This window comes from Tsukamurella conjunctivitidis, assembly GCF_007858475.1.
GTDB classification, from domain to species: Bacteria; Actinomycetota; Actinomycetes; order Mycobacteriales; family Mycobacteriaceae; genus Tsukamurella; species Tsukamurella conjunctivitidis.
This window is the reverse complement of record NZ_VIGX01000021.1, coordinates 40,045-56,460: the sequence shown is the minus strand read 5'-3', so window position 1 is coordinate 56,460 and position 16,416 is coordinate 40,045. Positions and strand designations below refer to the sequence as shown.

Here is a 16,416-nt window from a genome sequence, read left to right as displayed (position 1 = left end):
CGGCGACGACCGCGTGTGATTCCCCTCGCGCCCCTTGCCGAGCACGGGGTGAACGTGATCGACGTCTGCTGCTTACTCGCGCACTGAGCGGGCACCGCGAGTGGTCGCGGCGCCGTCGGACGCTCACGGAGGTGACCGGCACCGGAATCGCAGGGCGACCGAGGCACCGTCGGGCAGCGGTTAGGCTGTGCGCAACGTTGCACGACCGCACCCCAGTCGACCAGGAGTACCCACACGTGACCACTGAGCCCCGCAAGTTCCGGTTCGCGGCCGGCGGCGCCGGTAACGCCGACGAGGGCGGCGCGCGCAAGTTCGTCAAGCTGGCGCAGGAGGCCGAGGAGCTGGGCTTCGACACCTTCGCCATCCCGGACCGCCTGGACGCACAGGTGGGACCCCTGGCCGCGCTGGGCGCGCTGGCCGTGAGCACGGACAAGATCCGCCTGGCCACGTCGATGCTGGCCATGCCGTTCCGGCACCCCGCGGTGCTGGCCAAGGAGCTCACGACCATCGACGTGCTGTCCAAGGGCCGCCTCGAGATCGGCCTCGGCCTCGGCGCCTTCAAGGACGACTTCGACCAGTCGGGGATCGAGTTCGAGGCGCCCTCGCGCCGGCTGCAGCGCCTGGACGAGGGCCTGACGGTGCTCGACGCGCTGCTCCGCGGCCAGGAGGCCGAGTTCGAGGGCGAGGTCTTCCGGGTCAAGGAGCTCAAGGGCTACCCGCGCCCGCGGCAGGGCCCGCGCCCGCCGATCGCCATCGGCGCCGGCGCCCGCCGCACGCTCGAGCTGGCCGCCCGCCGGGCCGACGTGGTCTCCATCAACCCGCGCAGCTCGGCCGAGGGCAAGCTCAAGATCTCGGACATGTCGATGGACGCCGTGAAGAACAAGGTCGAGATCGTGAAGTCCGTCGCGGGCGAGCGCTTCGCCGACATCGAGCTCTCCTGGTCGATCGCCACCATCGTGGTGACCGACGACCGCGAGCAGGTCGCCGATTTCGCGCTCAAGGCCATCGAACGTGGACTCTCGGCCAACATCGAGGTCGACAAGGAGGTGACGATCGAGGACGTGCTGGGCTCGCCCTACCTCGCGATCGGCACCTTCGACGAGATCGCCGAGCAGGTCCGCGCCACCCGCGCCGCGACGGGCATGTCCTACGTCGGCGTCGTGCCCACCCAGATGGAGGCCTTCGCGCCCGTGCTGGAGCAGCTCAAGGGCGAGTGAATCCCGTCCGCCCCCGACCTCACGGTTTTCGTCCTGCCCGATGGTGCGCGGTACGATAGTCGGGTTTGCGGATTTTCACAGCGTGCGAACGCCCCGAACGGGTGAAACATGTTGCGGATATCAAGCACTATGAGGTGGCGCACAGGCCCGCAACGGGGCGTGCCCGCCACGCGATGTACCACTGTATGACTGTCAGCCGCCTGGCGACGGTTACGAGGAGCGATGCATGAACAACGAGTTTGACCAGTTTCTGGACGAAGACGGCAACATCTTCTTCCGCCCCGGAACCACACTGGTCGACTTCGTCGAGCGCAACGCACGGGAGCGCGCCGACACCCTCGCGTACCGGTTCATCGACTACAGCCGCGAGCGCGACGGCGTCGTCCACGAGCTGACCTGGTCGCAGTTCGGTGCCCGGCTGCGCGCGATCGGTGCCCGGCTGCAGCACATCACCAAGCGCGAGGACCGCGTCGCGATCCTGGCCCCGCAGGGTCTGGACTACGTGACCGCCTTCTTCGGCGCGCTCTACGCCGGCAACATCGCGGTGCCGCTGTTCAGCCCGGACGAGCCCGGTCACACCGACCGCCTGCGCATCGTTCTCGAGGACTGCAAGCCGACGGCGATCCTCACCTCCTCGGGCTCCGCCGAGGCCTGCCGCAACTTCTTCCGCCACCTCCCCGCCAAGGAGCGGCCGCGCATCATCGCCGTGGACGCCATCCCGGACTCGGTGGGCTCCACGCTCAAGCCCTTCCCGATCTACCGCGACACCATCGCGTACCTGCAGTACACGTCGGGCTCCACCCGGAACCCGGCCGGCGTGCAGATCACGTACGAGGCCGTCGGCACGAACGTGATCCAGATGATCCACGCGCTGGATCTCAACGAGAACTCGCGCGGCGTCACCTGGCTGCCGATGTTCCACGACATGGGCCTGCTCACGGTGATCCTGCCCGCGCTCGGCGGCAAGTTCATCACCATCATGAGCCCGTCGGCGTTCGTCCGCCGCCCCGGCCGCTGGATCAACGAGCTCGCCGCCGTCGAGGACGGTGCGGAGACCTTCGCCGCCGCCCCGAACTTCGCCTACGAGCACGCCGCCGCCCGCGGCCTGCCCAAGGAGGGCGAGACCCTCGACCTGTCGAACGTCAAGGGCCTGATCAACGGCTCCGAGCCGGTCACCGTCTCGTCGATGAAGAAGTTCAACGAGGCCTTCGCGCCCTACGGCCTCTCGCCGAAGGCGATCAAGCCCTGCTTCGGCATGGCCGAGGCGACGCTGTTCGTCAGCTCCACCCCCGTCGAGAACGAGGCCCGCGTCGTCTACGTCGACCGCGACCAGCTCGCCGCCGGCACCTTCGTCGTCTCCGAAGAGGGCGCCGAGGGCGCCGTCCCGCAGGTCTCCTGCGGCGACATCGCGCTGAGCCAGTGGGCCTGCATCGTCGACCCGGAGACCGGCAAGGAGGTGCCCGACGATTCCGTGGGCGAGATCTGGCTCCACGGCATGAACATCGGCTCGGGCTACTGGGAGCGCGACGAGGAGTCGCGCGAGACCTTCCAGAACTACCTCACCCCGCTCTCCGAGGGCAGCCACTCCGAGGGCGTGAAGAACCTCGAGAAGGCCAAGTGGATGCGCACCGGCGACTTCGGCGTCTACCACGGCGGCGAGCTGTACATCACCGGCCGCGTCAAGGACCTCGTCATCGTCGACGGCCGCAACCACTACCCGCAGGACCTGGAGTTCACCGCGCAGGAGTCGAACACCAAGTACATCCGCACCGGCTACGTCGCGGCCTTCTCCGTGCCGGCCAACGAGCTTCCGGCGGCGGTGTTCGAGAACGCCCACTCCGGCCTGACCTTCGACCCGAACGATCAGAGCGAGCAGCTGGTCATCGTCGCCGAGCTCGGCGCCGGCGGCGCCAAGCAGGACCAGCAGGCCCTCGCCGACGGCATCCGCTCGGCCGTGGGCGCCGCGCACGGTGTGCTGGCCCGCGACATCCTCCTGGTCCCCGGCGGCTCGCTGCCCCGCACCAGCTCGGGCAAGATCGCCCGCCGCGCGGGCCGCGCCGCCTACATCGACGGCACGCTCCGTGGCGGCTACACGCAGACGGCGTTCCCCGACGCCGACGCGAACAACGTCCAGTAGCGCCTGCAACCCGCTGCGCTGAGCATCACCCGGCGTACGGGACCACGACAACTTCATCACACGCGACTGGGTAACCCACGGTCTCGACGCGAAGGGTAGACACAACATGGCTGAGAACGAGTACACCCCCCATGAAGGCCCGACCGGCAAGGCCCGCGAGGATCTGAGCCTCGAGGAACTGCGTGCGTGGATGCGGCAGTGGATCGCCGACGCGACCAAGCAGCCGCTGGAGAACATCACCGACGACAAGTCGCTCGACGAGTTCGGCCTGGGCTCGCGCGACGCGGTCTCCATGGCCAGCGACATCGAGGACTTCACCGGCGTCCAGCTGACGGCCACCGTCGCCTTCCAGCACCCGACGATCGCCCTGCTCAGCCAGCGCATCATCGACGGTGACCCGGTGGTCTCCGACGACGACCTCGCGGCTGAGGCGGCGCAGTACGACCGCGGCGAGGAGTTCGAGGCGAACCGCGGCACGCACGACGTGGCCGTCGTCGGCCTCGCGACCCGCTTCCCCAAGGCCGGCGAGACCCCCGAGTCGACGTGGGAGTTCCTCATCGGGAACGGCGACGCCACCACGGATCTCCCCGAGGACCGCTGGCTCGAGTTCAAGCAGGACCCGCGCCTGAAGGCCGTCCTTGACGAGGCCAACACCTTCGGCGGCTACCTCGACGACGTGGCCTCCTTCGACGCCGAGTTCTTCCAGATGACCCCTCGCGAGGTCGAGATGGTCGACCCGCAGCAGCGGCTCGCGCTCGAGCTCACCTGGGAGGCGCTGGAGCAGGCCAACATCCCGCCCAGCTCGGTCAAGGGCACCCGCACGGGCGTGTGGATGGGCAGCTCGGCCAACGACTACCAGATGCTGGCCGTCGCCGACCCGACGAAGGCGAACCCGTACGCGCTCACCGGCACGTCGACCTCGATCGTCGCCAACCGCGTCTCCTACTTCTACGATTTCCACGGCCCGTCGGTCGCGATCGACACCGCGTGCAGCTCCTCGCTGGTCGCGATCCACCAGGCCGTGCGCAGTCTCCGCGACGGCGAGACCGACATGGCCGTCGCCGGCGGCGTGAACATGCTCATCGTGCCCGCCGCGACGCTGGGCTTCGACAGCCTCGGCGCGCAGGCGCCCGACGGCAAGATCAAGGCCTTCAGCTCCGACGCGAACGGCATGATCCGCGCCGAGGGCGGCGGCGTCGTGCTGCTCAAGCGCCTCGCCGACGCCGAGCGCGACGGCGACGACATCCTCGGCGTGATCGCGGGTTCGGCGGTCACCTCCGACGGCAAGTCCAACGGCATCTTCGCGCCGAACCCGGAGGCGCAGGTCATCAACCTGCGCGACGCGTACATCGACGCCGGCATCGACCCCCGCACCGTCGACTACCTCGAGGCGCACGGCACCGGCACCATCCTGGGCGACCCGCTCGAGGCCGACGCCATCGGCCGTGTCCTCGGCCGCGGCCGCGAGGCCGAGAAGCCGCTGCTGCTCGGCTCCGCGAAGACCAACTTCGGCCACCTCGAGGCGGCCGCGGGCATCGCGGGCGTCGCCAAGGTGCTGCTCGCCATCCGCAACGGCCGGATCCCGGCCTCGCTGAACTTCGCCGGCCCCAACCCGTACATCCAGTTCGAGGCGAACCGCCTGCTCATGGCGACGCGGAACACGGAGTGGCCCAAGTACTCCGGCGCGAAGCTCGCCGGCGTCACCGGCAACGGCTTCGGCGGCACCAACGCCCACGTGGTCATCAAGGAGTACGTCGCGCCCGAGGTCGTCGACGGTGCCGTCGATGCCGACGAGGCCCCGGCGGATGCCGTGCCGGACTTCCACCCCGCCACCGTCGAGGGCGCCGCGATCCCGCTGGTGCTCACGGCCTACGTCCCGTCGCGCCGGCGGGCCGCCGCCGCCGAGCTGCTCGCGTGGCTCGAGTCGGACGAGGCGAAGGAGTACACGCTCGCCGAGATCGGCCGCACGCTCGCGAGCCGCAACCACGGCCGCGTCCGCTCGGTGGTCATGGCCAAGGACCTCGACGAGGCGATCAAGGGCTTCCGCGCCATCGCGGAGGGCAAGAACGCCCCGAACGTGATCTCCGCCAACCAGCCCGACGCGAGCGGACCGGCGTTCATCTTCTCCGGCTTCGGCAGCCATCACCGCAAGATGGCCAAGCAGCTCTATCTCGAGGACGCCGTCTTCAAGCACTACTTCGACCAGGTCAACGAGCTCATCATCGACGAGTCGGGCAACGACTACGCCGACATGATCACCGACGACGAGCAGACCTTCCACATCGAGACCGGCCAGGTGGGCATCTTCGCCATCCAGGTCGCCCTCGTCGGTCTGTTCCGCCACTACGGCATCGAACCCGGTGTGGTGCTGCCGCACTCGATGGGTGAGGCCACCTCGGCGTGGGTCACCGGCGGCCTCTCGCTGGAGGACGCCGTCCGCGTGATCTGTCAGCGCTCGCGCCTCATGGGCGAGGGCGAGGAGATGCTGCCCGAGGAGATGGAGCGCTTCATGGCGCTCGTCGAGTACAGCGCCGCCGACATCGAGACCGTGCTCGGCGATTACGAGGGTCTGGAGATCTGCGTCTACGCGGCCCCCACCCACACCGTGCTCGGCGGCCCCGGCAAGGTCATCGACAAGATCGTCGCCGAGACCGAGGCCAAGGGGCTCATGGCGCGGAAGCTGGTGACCCGCGGCGCTTCCCACACCTCGCAGATGGATCCGCTGCTCGGTGAACTGCAGGCCGAGCTCATGGGCATCGAGCCGCACGCCCTGCAGTACCCCATGTACTCCACCGTGAACAAGGACGAGTTCTACAAGGCCGGCCACGCGCCGGTGCACGACGTGGACTACTGGATCAAGGGCCTGCGCCACAGCGTCTGGTTCACCCAGGCCGTGGAGAAGGCCGTCGAGGCCGGCTACCGCACCTTCATCGAGTTCTCGCCGAACCCGATCACGCTGATCTCCGTCGCCGCCGTCACGTTCGGCTCCGGCATCCAGGACGCCGCGCTGGTGCAGACGCTCAAGCGCAAGGAGGACGAGCCCGGCACGATCATGACGGCGCTCGCCACCGTCTTCGCGCGCGGACACCACGTGGACGTCGCCGCGCTGTTCGGCCCCGGCCGCTACGCGCCGGTGCCGCGAACGAAGTTCCAGCGCAAGCACATCTGGATCCAGACCAAGCTGCCCGACGGTGGCTCGGGCATGGTCCCCGGCGGCCACGTCGCGCTGCCCGACGGCCGGCACGTCTGGCAGCTCGACGCCGGCGCGCTCACCCTGGGCGACCAGACGCGCATCTCCCTGGTCGACCTGGCGAAGCACGCCGCCGTCCAGGTGCTCGACGGCGCCGCGGTCACCGCAGCGGTCGAGCACGGCGAGCCGAAGGACGGGCTCACCCTGACCACGACGCTGACGCCGCACCCCGGCGGCGCGTCGATCCAGGTGCACGAGAACACCGGTAAGGGCTTCCGGCTCCTGCTGGACGCCGTCGTCGTGGGCGGCGAGGCCTCCGGCACCGCCGCGGCGCCGCTCATCACCAAGGCCGCCGCGCCCGCGGTCGAGGAGATGGACGAGCTCGACGCCGAGCCCGCGATCACCGTCTCCGAGGAGACCGAGGCCCCCGCCCCCGAGGGCAGCGGCGAGCGCTGGTCGCCGGATTCGGGTGAGACGGTGGAACACCGCCTCGGCCTGATCATCGCCGAGATCATGGGCTTCGAGATCGAGGACCTCCCCAAGGAGATCCCGCTCATCGACCTGGGCATGGACTCGCTCATCGCGATGCGCATCAAGAACCGCGCCGAGTACGAGTTCGACATCCCGCCGATCCAGATCCAGGCGGTGCGCGACGCGTCGTTCAACGACGTGGTGCAGTTCGTCGAGTACGCGGTCGAGCACCGCGACCAGGTGGACGCGCTCGCCGAGCACCAGTCCGGGAGCGGCGAACTCGCCGACGCCGGGCAGCTCGCCGAGATGATGAAGGCCGCCAAGGCGGAGGCCGCGGCGAAGGCCGAGGCGCCCGCCGAGAGCCCGGCCGAGCCGGCTGCGGAGCCCGACGCGGCACCGTCGGACGAGAAGGCCGACACCCCGGACCTGCTCGACGGCGCGGCCGTCGCGGCGGCCGTGGGCGACGGCGTGCCCCCGCGCGACGCCGCGGAGCGCCTCACTTTCGCGACCTACGCGATTGTGGTGGGCAAGTCCCCCGGCGGCGTCTTCAACGAGCTCGACGTGCTGTCCGAGGACGTGGCGGAGAAGCTGACCGCCCGCCTCTCGGAGCGCGCCGGCGGCGAGATCGACATCGAGGACGTCATCGACTCGAAGAACATCGAGGAGATGGCGACCTACGTGGGCGCCGTCATGAACGAGGCGACCCCGGTGGAGGGCTTCGTCCGTACGCTGCGCAAGCCGGAGAACACGGACCGCAAGCCGCTCTTCCTCTTCCACCCCGCGGGCGGCAACACCACCGCCTACGAGGCGCTGCTGCGCAAGCTCCCGGACGACCTGCCGATCTACGGCTTCGAGCGCGTCGAGGGCGAGATCGAGGAGCGCGTCGCCGAGTACCTGCCCAGGCTCAAGGAGATCCAGCCGGAGGGGCCGTACCGGCTCGCGGGCTGGAGCCTCGGCGGCGCCTTCGCCTACGGGCTCGCGCGCGCGCTCGAGGACGAGGGCAAGGAGGTCGCGTACGTCGGTCTGCTCGACGTCGTGGCCCCGAAGGTCCCGCTCACCGACGAGCCTGCCGAGAAGAAGGCCCGCCTGGAGCGCTGGGAGAAGTTCGCGCGCAAGAACTACGACATCGGCGACGAGATCGAGCTGCCGATGGACCGGCTCAACGCGGCCGACGACGAGGGTCAGTTCCGGATCATCATGGAACTGGTGCAACTCTCCGACAAGAAGATCCCGACGTCGATGATCGAGCACCAGCGCACGTCCTTCGTGGACAACCGCATGCTGATCAAGGTGAACCCGGCCGACTACGGCACGTTCGGCGGCACGGTCACGCTGTACCGGGCGGACCGCATGCACGACGGTGCGGTCGAGCTGGAGCCGAACTTCGCCGACATCGCGCCGGACGGCGGCTGGGCACCGGTGGTCGAGGACCTGCGGATCGTCAAGATCGGCGGCGACCACCTGCAGATCATCGACGAGCCGTACGTCGGCAAGATCGCGACGCACATGGCGGACGAGCTCAACCGGGCCGACGGCGGCCGGTGAGCTCCGGGCAGGGGATAGGGTGACAGACGTGACGGACGTATCGGACCAGGTCGACCTCGGCACCACCGCGGGCAAGCTCGAGGATCTGTACCGCCGCCTCGAGGCGGCCAAGGACCCCGGCAGCGAGCGGGCGCGTGCCCGCCGTGACGCGAAGGGCCTGCCCAGCGCGCGCGGCCGCATGCGCATGCTGTTCGACGAGGGCACCTTCGTCGAGCTCGATCAGCTCGCGAAGTCGCCCGGCGACGACAAGATCAAGGACGGCGTGGTCATCGGCTACGGCCTGGTCAACGGCCGGAAGGTCGCGGCCTTCAGCCACGACCAGACCGTGGGCGCGGGCACCGTCGGCGAGATGTTCGGCCGCAAGATGGTCAAGTTGTACGACTTCGCGGCAGCCGCGGGCCTGCCGGTGGTCGGCATCAACGACTCGGGCGGCGCCCGGATCCAGGACGCGGCCACCTCGATCGCCTGGTACGCCGAGCTCGGCCGGCACCAGGACGGTCTCTGTGGCCAGGTCCCGCAGATCTCCATGATCCTCGGCACCTGCGTGGGCGGCGCGGTCTACGCGCCCGCCAACACCGACGTCCTCGTCGGCGTGCAGGACAACACCTACATGTTCGTCACCGGGCCCGAGGTGATCCGCCCGACCACGGGCGAGACCACCTCCGCGGAGGACCTCGGCGGCGCGATCAACCAGGCCCAGTGGGGCAACCTGCACCACGTCGCGGTCGACGAGCAGGCGGCCTTCGACTGGGTCAAGCGCTACCTGTCCTTCATGCCCGACTCGATCCACCAGCGCGCGCCCCTGATCAACCCGGGCCTGGAGCCGGAGATCACCGAGTCGGACCTCTCGCTCGAGTCGATCATCCCGGACGCCGACACCGCCGGCTACGACATCCACGACGTGATCCTGCGCGTCTTCGACGACGGCGACTTCCTTGAGTACGCGGAGCTGTGGGCGCCGAACATCGTGACCGGCTTCGCCCGCGTCGACGGCCAGCCCGTCGGCGTCGTCGGGAACCAGCCGATGCACATGGCCGGCACGCTCGACACCCAGGCCTCGGAGAAGGCCGCGCGGTTCGTGCGCCTGTGCAACTCCTTCAACATCCCGCTCGTCTTCCTCGTGGACGTGCCCGGCATCCTCCCCGGCGTCGAGGAGGAGAAGATCGGCACCATCCGCCGGTCGGGCAAGTTCATCTTCAGCTACGTCGAGGCGGCCGTCCCGAAGGTCACCATCATCCTGCGCAAGTCCTACGGCGGCGCGTGGGCCGTGATGGGCTCCAAGCAGCTGGGCGCCGACTTCGTCTTCGCGTGGCCGACGGCGCGCCTGGCCGTGATGGGCGCCGAGGGCGCAGCCGCGATCATCAAGCGGCGCGAGATCGAGGAGGCCGGTGAGAACGGCCCCGCGATCCGGCAGGCCTTCATCGACTTCTACAACCAGTTCATGGCGACGCCGTGGCTGGCGGCGGAGCGCGGCTACATCGACGGCGTGATCGAGCCGAAGGACACCCGTCTGCTGATCCGCAAGTCGATCGCGCAGCTGCGCGACAAGGAGCTGCAGCGCGTGCCGCGCCGCACCTACCTCATGCCCATGTAAATGGTGTCGCTGGAGAGTTTTCCGGAGATCACCGGATCGGTGCTCACCGATCCGGACGTGATGGCGGCCTATGCGGTGGACCACTGCTCCCCGGTGCACGGCGCTGTCCCGCTCGCGGTGGTGCTCGCCGAGACCACCGAGGACGTGGCCGCGGCCGCGGGCTGGTGCTACGCCAACGACGTGGTGATCGTGCCGCGCGGCGCGGGCAGCGGCCTCGCGGGCGGCGCCAGCGCCATCGAGGGCTGCGTGATCATCTCGCTCGCGAAGATGAACGCGGTCAAGGAGATCAACGCCCAAGACCAGTACGCGATCGCCGAGGCGGGCGTGATCAACGCCGACCTCGATCGCGCGGTCCGCGAGCACGGGCTCATGTATCCGCCGGACCCGTCGTCCTTCGAGATCTGCTCCATCGGCGGCAACGTCGCGACCAACGCCGGCGGCCTGCGCTGCGTCATGTACGGCGTCACCCGCGAGTACGTGCTCGGGCTCACCGTCGTGCTGCCCGACGGCCGGATCATCCGGACCGGCCGGCGCACGGTCAAGGGCGTGACCGGCTACGACCTGACCCAGTTGCTCGTCGGCAGCGAGGGCACCCTCGGCATCGTCACCGAGGTCACCGTCAAACTCCGTCCGGCGCCGGTGATCCCGCCGACGACCGTCGCCGCGTCCTTCCCGGACGTCGTGAGCGCCGCGGCCGCCGTCGCGGCGGTGGTCGGCACGGGCGTCGTGCCCGCGCTCATGGAACTCATGGACCGCCGCACGCTCGAGTGCGTGGAGGCGCTGCGCCCCTTCGGTCTCGAGGACGAGACCCGGGCGATGCTCATCGGTCAGGGGAGCACGCCGGAGGACGCCGCCGTGCTGGCGCGCGAGTTCGAGGCCGCCGGGGCGCACTACACGGTGGTCTCCGACGATCCGGCCGAGGCCGCCGAGCTGCTCGCGGTCCGGCGCGCGGCCTTCCACGCCTACGAGCACGCGGGCAACATCTTCTCCGAGGACGTGGGCGTACCCCGTTCGCAACTGCCGGAGATGTTCGCCCGGATCGAGGCGATCTCCGCGAAGTACGGCGTCGACATCCCCACCTGCGCGCACGCCGGCGACGGCAACCTGCACCCCACGCTGATCTACCCGCGCGGTGAGCGCGAGGTGCCCCAGGCGATCTGGGACGCCGCCGACGAGGTCTTCCAGGCGGCGCTGGCGTTGGGCGGCACCCTCACCGGCGAGCACGGCGTCGGCGTGCTCAAGGCGCGCTGGGTGGGCGAGGAGCTCTCCGACGACGTCCTCGAGCTGCACCGCGGCATCAAGGCCGTCTGGGACCCGAAGAACCTCCTAAATCCCGGCCGCGGCTTCTGACCCTCGCTGCGCTCGGTGGCCGCCCTAGCGGGGCGGTCGCCTCCCCAGGTCCATGGACAGGGGGAGTGCACGACATGCGGAGGCGATGCCCGTCCCGCTAGGGGAGGTACGACGGGCGCCGCCGCGTCAGCGCAGCGACTCCACGAAGACGGCGGCGATCGCTTCGAGGCCGCGTTGGTCGTCGTCGCTGAACCGCGCGATGCGCTCGCTGTCGAGGTCGAAGACGCCGATCAGCTCACCGTCGCGCACGAGCGGCACGACGAGCTCGGAGTTGGTGGCACCGTCGCAGGCGATGTGGTCGGCGACGGCGTGGACGTCGTCGACGCGCTGCGTCTCGCGGGTGCGTGCGGCCGCGCCGCACACGCCCCGGTCGAGGGGGATGCGGATGCACGCCGGGAGGCCCTGGAACGGCCCGACGACGAGCTCGGCACCGTCGAAGAAGTAGAAGCCGACCCAGTTGAGGTCGGGCACCGTCGCCTTCACCAGGGCCGAGAGGTTCGCGGCGTTGGCGATGCGATCGGGCTCGCCGTCGACGAGGGCCCGGGCGTAGGCCTCCAGCTCGGCGTAGCGCTCGGCGGGGGAATCGGAGAGGTCCGGAAGTGTGAACGACACGCCCCGACGGTACGGGGTCCGACGGTGCCTCGACACCCTCCCGCAGGGCATGAGTCTGGGCGGAAGCTGAGAGCATCGGGGAAACGAAACCGGCGTGATCGAGACCGAAAAACACCTCATGTACAGCGCTGACCTGCCTCGGCGCATCGATCTTCACCAGTGGTTGTAACAGGGTGACGCGGCGCTCCGACTAAGAGTTTGTCAGGAACTGAGATCTCGCATACAGTGCCTGACGAGCACTGAACCGCTCGCGTTGGCGTGTCACGGGGTCCTCCTGTGGTACCGACGGTGCCGCACACCGGCGCCGCGCAGGCGGTTCGCACGCGCCCACCGGGCGGAAACACTGAGGAAGAGAGTCTCGTATGCGTATGCGCAACGGCTGGGCCAAGAAGGCCACCGCCGCCGCGGTCACCGTGGCTGCCATTCCGGCCCTGACGATCGCCGGCACGGGCGCCGCGAACGCCTGGGGCCCCGGCAGCGCCAAGAACCCGCCGAAGGGCTTCAAGCAGGCCTTCGTCAACGGCGCCGGCATGCCGAACGTCAAGGTCCGCAGCTGGGCCTCGACCACCACCGACCCCAAGAAGGCCCCCACCGTCGTTCTGCTCGACGGTCTGCGCGCCACCTGGGACGTCTCGGGCTGGGAGCGCGACTCCAACGTGGCCTTCCTGTCGCAGAAGGGCATCAACGTCGTGACGCCCGTCGGCGGCACCTCGAGCTGGTACACCGACTGGCAGGCGCCGTCGTCGACGAACAAGCAGCCCTACCGCTACACCTGGGCCTCGTTCCTCAAGAACAGCCTTCCGCAGTACATCCGCAGCCTCGGCTTCAGCGACAACGTCTCGCTGGTCGGTCTGTCGATGTCCGGCAGCGCCGCGATCATCAACACCCTCGAGTCGAACGGCTACTACAAGCGCGCCGCTTCGCTCTCCGGCCTGAACAACATCTCGGCGCCCGGCATCCCGATCGCCGTCGGCATCGCGTCGCTGGACTCGAGCGGCTACAACGCCGGCCTCGACATGTGGGGCGGCCCGTTCGACTCGCGCTGGGCCAAGAACGACCCGACCGTGCAGGTGAACCGCCTGAAGAACATCCCGCTGTGGATCTCGGCCGGTAACGGCGTCTTCGGCAAGTACACGCCGAACCCGGGCCCCGCCGACGTCATCCAGGGCGTGCCGCTCGAGTGGCTCGCGCTGTCGCAGTCGCGGTCCTTCGAGGGTGCGGCCAAGCGCGCGGGCCTGACCAAGGTGCACTACGACTTCCCGCCGGCCGGTACCCACACGTGGGGCTACTGGCAGGACCAGGTGTGGCAGATGCAGCGCACCGGCTGGTTCTCGAAGTAATCCCTTCGCGATTGCACGAACAGATCACACGACAGGCGGCCTCGTTCGGACGAACGGGGTCGCTTGTCGTATTGTGAGCTGGACGACTTTCCTGAGGAAAATGGGAGGGTCTGTAACGACTTACCCTGTGATTTCGATGAGACCCAGGGAGAGTGTCGCTCATGTGACTGATGTGAAGTATGTGACATGTGTGACGAACGATGTTAGAGTGACGGCTGTGACATGGCTGGTCGAGTGCGACCATCCGTCCGGTCCACCAGCTACTGCGCGGAGACTCCGCGTGAATAAGGAGAGGTCAGCAATGCGAGCAGCCTGGGGTAAGCGAGCGGGTGCGGCGGTTCTCACCGCGGCCATGGTGCCCGCCCTCGCCGGTATGGGTGCCGGCGTCGCCGGTGCCTGGGGTCCGGGGTCGGCGAAGAATCCGCCCAAGGGCTTCAAGTCCGAGAAGGTCGACGGAGCCGGCATGCCGGCCGTCACGGTGCGTTCGTGGGCTTCCACCACGACCGACCCGGCGAAGGCCCCGACCGTCGTCCTCCTCGACGGTCTGCGCGCCACGCAGGACGTCTCCGGCTGGGAGCGCGACTCCAACGTCGCCTTCCTGTCGCAGAAGGGCATCAACGTCGTCATGCCCGTCGGCGGTACCGCCAGCTTCTACACGAACTGGGCGAACACCTCCAAGCACGGCAACGGCACCTACAAGGCCACCTGGGGCAACTTCCTCGCCACGAGCCTGCCGAACTACATCAAGTCGCGCGGCTTCTCGAGCAACCTGTCGCTCGTCGGCATCTCGATGGGTGGCGGCGCCGCCCTCATCAACGCCGCGAACAACCCGGGCGTCTACAAGCGCGCCGCTGCGCTGTCGGGCTTCCTGAACACCTCGGCCCCCGGCATGCCGGTCGCCGTGGGCGTCGCCATGCTGGATGCGGGCGGCTACAACGTCCTCGACATGTGGGGCGGCCCGTTCGACGCCAACTGGGCGAAGAACGACCCGACCGTCCAGGTCAGCCGCCTGAAGGGCACCAAGCTGTGGATCACCGCGTCGACCGGTGAGCCCGGCAAGTACACCCCGAACCCGTCGCCCGCCGACATCGTTCAGGGCGTGCCGCTCGAGATCCTCGCCAAGTCGCAGTCGGAGGCCTTCAAGGCCGCCGCCGACAAGGCCGGCGTGAGCGCTCACTACGACTTCTCGTCGGTGGGCACCCACACGTGGGGCTACTGGAGCGACCAGGTGTGGCAGATGCAGCGCACCGGTTGGTTCAACTGATCACGCGCTGATCTCACGATCGCAAGGAAGGCCCCGGGCACCTGCCCGGGGCCTTCCGGCGTATCGGTACGCTTTCCAGCGAACCCACACGAGAGAGTCGAGGTTGCAGCCCTCATGACCCCGCCGGCCCCGCTCACCCCCACGACCGCCGACACCGACGAGCCCCTCGGTTTCCGGATCGATCCCGTGCTCGCGCGCAGCTGGCTGCTCGTCAACGCCGCGCAGCCCGAGCGTTTCGATGCGGCGGCCCGCTCGCGCGCGGACATCGTGGTGCTGGACATCGAGGACGCCGTCGCTCCGAAGGACAAGACGGCTGCGCGCACCAACGTGGTGGACTGGCTGAACCGCGAGGTCGACGGGAAGCCGAACGACGGCTGGGTGCGCGTCAACGGCTTCGGCACGCAGTGGTGGGCCGACGACCTCGAGGCCCTGCGCGGGGCGAAGCACCTCGGCGGCGTGATGCTCGCGATGGTGGAGTCGATGGACCACGTCACCGAGACGGCGAAGCGGCTGCCGGACACGCTCATCGTCGCGCTGGTCGAGACCGCGCGCGGACTGGAGCGGATCAGTGAGATCGCGTCCGCCAAGGGAACCTTCCGGCTGGCCTTCGGCATCGGCGACTTCCGCCGCGACACCGGCTTCGGCGGCGACCCGACGACGCTGGCCTACGCCCGCTCGCGGTTCACCATCGCGGCCAAGGCGGCCCATCTCCCGGGCGCGATCGACGGGCCGACCGTCGGGTCGAAGGGCCTGTTGCTGACGGAGGCCACTGCGGTCTCCGCCGAGTTCGGCATGACCGGCAAGATCTGCCTCACGCCCGACCAGTGCCACCCGGTGAACGAGGGCCTGAGCCCGTCGCCGGAGGACATCCGCTGGTCGCGCGAGTTCTTCGCGGACTTCGACCGCGACGGCGGCGAGATCCGTAACGGCTCGGACCTGCCGCGTATCGCACGGGCCACCAAGATCCTGGACCTGGCCCGCGCGTACGGCATCGTCGTGGCCGACGGGCTCGAGGGCGAGCACGCTCCGGCGCCGTCGGACACCTTCCACTACTGACGCCGACGACGAAGCCCCCGCACGCCGCTCACGGGCTGTGCGGGGGCTTCGTCGTGCGATGGATCAGGCCTGGCGCAGGGCCTCGATGTCGAGCGTGAGGGTGATCTTGTCGCCGATCACCTTGCCGCCGGTCTCGAGCGGCATGTCGATGGAGATGCCGAAGTCCTGGCGGGTGATGACGGTGCTGGCCTCGAACGCGGCGACCTCGCCCTGGCCCATGCCCGGGTTGGTACCGAGGAACTCGAGATCGAACTGCACGGGCTTGGTGACGCCGCGCAGCGTCAGCTCGCCGGAGAGCACGTAGTTCGAGCCCTTCTCCGCGACGCCGGTCGAGAGGAAGGTGGCCTTCGGGTGGTTCTCGGCGTCGAAGAAGTCGGCCGTGCGGATGTGGGCGTCGCGCTGCGCGTTGCGGGTGTTCACGGAGGTCACGTCGACCTCGGCGGAGAGCGACGCGGTGCCGTCCTCGGCCACGGTGATCGTGCCGCTGAACTCGTCGAAGCGTCCCTTGACCTTGCTCACCATCAGGTGGCGCACGGAGAACTCGACGGACGAGTGGACGGGGTCGACGACGTAGGTGCCGGCGGGGAGGACGTTGCTCATGAGGATGCTCCTTCGTTGATTGAACGCTCAAGACTCAACG

General features: G+C 69.2%; 10 protein-coding genes. 8 read left to right on the top strand and 2 right to left on the bottom strand.

The features are described from left to right. Positions 1 to 236: 236 nt before the first annotated feature. The 5 genes from FK530_RS21615 (at position 237) to FK530_RS21595 (ending at position 11,504) form a co-directional block, all read left to right on the top strand. Positions 237 to 1,217 (top strand): TIGR03621 family F420-dependent LLM class oxidoreductase, encoded by a 981-nt coding sequence (locus FK530_RS21615; protein ID WP_146489037.1) that lies wholly within the window; start codon positions 237 to 239, stop codon positions 1,215 to 1,217. Positions 1,218 to 1,443: 226 nt separating this feature from the next. Next, a complete protein-coding gene (gene fadD32, locus FK530_RS21610) occupies positions 1,444 to 3,354 on the top strand; it encodes a long-chain-fatty-acid--AMP ligase FadD32 (RefSeq protein ID WP_146489036.1) in 1,911 nt (636 codons plus the stop codon). Positions 3,355 to 3,460: 106 nt separating this feature from the next. Next, complete coding sequence (gene pks13 / locus FK530_RS21605; protein ID WP_146489035.1) at positions 3,461 to 8,560, top strand: polyketide synthase Pks13; 5,100 nt, start codon at positions 3,461 to 3,463, stop codon at positions 8,558 to 8,560. Between the two features lie 19 nt (positions 8,561 to 8,579). Further along, on the top strand, positions 8,580 to 10,154 hold the full coding sequence (locus tag FK530_RS21600; protein WP_146489034.1) for an acyl-CoA carboxylase subunit beta: 1,575 nt from the start codon (positions 8,580 to 8,582) through the stop codon (positions 10,152 to 10,154). Then, positions 10,155 to 11,504: an FAD-binding oxidoreductase gene (locus FK530_RS21595; protein ID WP_146489033.1), complete on the top strand. Its 1,350-nt coding sequence runs from the start codon at positions 10,155 to 10,157 to the stop codon at positions 11,502 to 11,504. It begins immediately after the preceding gene. 126 nt (positions 11,505 to 11,630) lie between these two features. Here FK530_RS21595 and FK530_RS21590 read toward each other — a convergent pair whose 3' ends face one another. Further along, on the bottom strand, positions 11,631 to 12,116 hold the full coding sequence (locus FK530_RS21590; RefSeq protein WP_205124235.1) for a free L-methionine (R)-S-oxide reductase MsrC: 486 nt from the start codon (positions 12,114 to 12,116) through the stop codon (positions 11,631 to 11,633). A 362-nt stretch (positions 12,117 to 12,478) separates the two neighbouring features. Here FK530_RS21590 and FK530_RS21585 point away from each other — a divergent pair, with 362 nt between their 5' ends. The 3 genes from FK530_RS21585 (at position 12,479) to FK530_RS21575 (ending at position 15,776) form a co-directional block, all read left to right on the top strand. Next, positions 12,479 to 13,456: an alpha/beta hydrolase gene (locus FK530_RS21585; protein WP_146489031.1), complete on the top strand. Its 978-nt coding sequence runs from the start codon at positions 12,479 to 12,481 to the stop codon at positions 13,454 to 13,456. Positions 13,457 to 13,757: 301 nt separating this feature from the next. Further along, positions 13,758 to 14,720, top strand: coding sequence for an alpha/beta hydrolase (locus FK530_RS21580; RefSeq protein WP_146489030.1), 963 nt, complete (start codon positions 13,758 to 13,760; stop codon positions 14,718 to 14,720). A gap of 114 nt (positions 14,721 to 14,834) precedes the next feature. After that, positions 14,835 to 15,776: an HpcH/HpaI aldolase/citrate lyase family protein gene (locus FK530_RS21575; RefSeq protein ID WP_146489029.1), complete on the top strand. Its 942-nt coding sequence runs from the start codon at positions 14,835 to 14,837 to the stop codon at positions 15,774 to 15,776. A 63-nt stretch (positions 15,777 to 15,839) separates the two neighbouring features. Here FK530_RS21575 and FK530_RS21570 read toward each other — a convergent pair whose 3' ends face one another. Beyond that, entirely contained in the window at positions 15,840 to 16,376 is a 537-nt protein-coding gene (locus FK530_RS21570; protein WP_146489028.1) for a YceI family protein, read from the bottom strand. Positions 16,377 to 16,416 lie beyond the last annotated feature (40 nt).